Genomic DNA, 2,046 nt, shown 5'->3' on the forward strand with positions numbered 1-2,046 from the left:
CCCGGCGGCGATGCGCGGCGCCGGCCAGCCCTGGCCGTAGGGCCCGCCGGCTTCGAGCACATCGACAAGGCCGGCATTCAAACCGCGCGGCGCCACCGCCGTGTCGATGGACAGCGCCCTGTCGGCGGTTGCTGCGGCCACATCGGCGGCCAGTCGCTCATTCAGAAACGCCTCCAGCGCCGGGATGGCGTCCGCCGCCACGGTCAAGCCCGCCGCCATGGCGTGGCCGCCGCCGGCCATCAGCAGGCCAAGATCCTTGGCGGCCAGCACGGCAGCACCCAGATCGACGCCGGTGATGCTGCGGCCCGAGCCCTTGGCGATGCCATCTTCGCCGATGGCGATGACGATGGCGGGGCGGTTCATTTTTTCCTTCAGGCGGCTGGCGACGATGCCGATCACGCCGGGGTGCCAGCCGGTGCCGGCCACGATGCTGCAGCCTGCACCGGGCAGGGCATTTGCCAGCGCGGCCTCGGTCACGGCCTGTTCGATGCTGCGGCGATCCTGGTTGAGCCGTTCGAGTTCGGCGGCGATCTGCGCCGCCTCGCCAGCGTCATGGGTGGTGAGCAGGCGCACGCCCAGATCGGCCTGCCCCACGCGCCCGCCAGCATTGACGCGCGGGCCAAGCGCAAAGCCGAGATCGCGTGACTGTGGCGCGCGGCTGAGCCGGGCGACGTCGCACAGCGCGGCAATGCCGATATTGGCGCGGCGGCCCATCACCTTCAGCCCTTGCGTGACAAACGCCCGGTTCAGCCCGCGCAGGGCGGCAACATCGGCCACGGTGCCGAGCGCGACAAGATCGATCAGCTCGATCAGATTGGGCTCGTCGCGATCTGCAAACACGCCGCGCGCCCGCAGCAGGCGGTTGAGCGCCACGCACAGCAGAAAGGCGACGCCCACAGCTGCCAGATGGCCATGGGCGGCGGCCTCTGGCACTTCGTCGAGCCGATTGGGGTTCACCAGCGCCAGCGCCGGGGGCAGGGCGGTGCCGGCCTTGTGGTGATCGATCACGATCACGTCCAGCCCGGCAGCGCGCGCGGCTTCGAGCGCCTCGAAGCCTTGGGTGCCACAATCGACGGTGATCACCAGATCAGCGCCCGCCTGTTTCAACGTCACCAGGGCTTCGGCCGAAGGGCCATAGCCTTCCAGTAGGCGATCCGGGATATAATGGCCAACCTTGCCGCCCAAGCCGCGCAGATAGCGGATCATGACCGCGGCAGAGGTCGCGCCATCCACATCATAATCGCCGTAAACGATGATATGTTCGCCAGCCTTCACCGCATCGGCGATGCGTTCGGCAGCGCGTTCCATATCGGCAAAGATCGCCGGATCAGGCAGCCACTCGCGCAACGTCGGCGCCGCCAATCGGGCAAAGTCGCTGGCATCGGCACCGCGCGTGCGAAACAATTGCTGGAGCAGTTCGTCGCCCGCGCGGCCGGTCAGCCCGTCGCCGGGCGCAATGCCGCCGCGCCACGCCCAGCGCTGGCCGGTGAGGGAGGCTGCAATGCCGAATACTGCGCGTTGGTCCATGGCACACTCCATGCGGGCCAGCGCAGGGAAGGGCAAGGCTTACGGGTGGGCTTACGGGTGGGCTTACGGGTTTGCTTACGGGTGGCGTTCGGCGCGATGTTCGCCGCTCACCCGGCGTACGGTGCCGGTCGACGCGCGCATCACCACGCTTTCGGTGGTGATGATGCCATCCTTGCGGCGCTTGACGCCCTTCAACATCGAACCATCGGTTACACCGGTGGCGGCAAAGATGCAATCGCCCTTGGCCATGTCGGTCAGGCCATAGATCCGATCCAGATCGGTGATGCCCCAGCGCCGCGCCCGGCCACGTTCGTCATCATTGCGGAACAGCAGGCGGCCCTGCATCTGGCCGCCCACGCAGCGCAGCGCCGCCGCCGCCAGCACGCCTTCGGGGGCGCCGCCCGAACCCATGTAAATGTCGATGCCGGTATCGGGATTGGTGGTGGCAATCACGCCGGCCACATCGCCATCGGGGATCAGCATGATGCCGCAGCCCAGGCCGCGCAGTTCGGCGATCAG

At 68.3% G+C, this 2,046-nt stretch carries 2 protein-coding genes; both read right to left on the minus strand.

From position 1 onward, the window contains the following. Window positions 1-1,527: single-stranded-DNA-specific exonuclease RecJ (gene recJ, locus RMO81_RS15415; RefSeq protein ID WP_310476825.1), on the minus strand; the 1,527-nt coding region annotated here is incomplete at its 3' end. Window positions 1,528-1,602: 75 nt separating this feature from the next. Beyond that, window positions 1,603-2,046: fructose-bisphosphatase class II (locus tag RMO81_RS15420; protein WP_310476826.1), on the minus strand; the 444-nt coding region annotated here is incomplete at its 5' end.

The sequence above is a fragment of the Sandarakinorhabdus sp. genome (assembly GCF_031422795.1).
In the GTDB taxonomy this organism is placed as follows: Bacteria; Pseudomonadota; Alphaproteobacteria; order Sphingomonadales; family Sphingomonadaceae; genus Sandarakinorhabdus.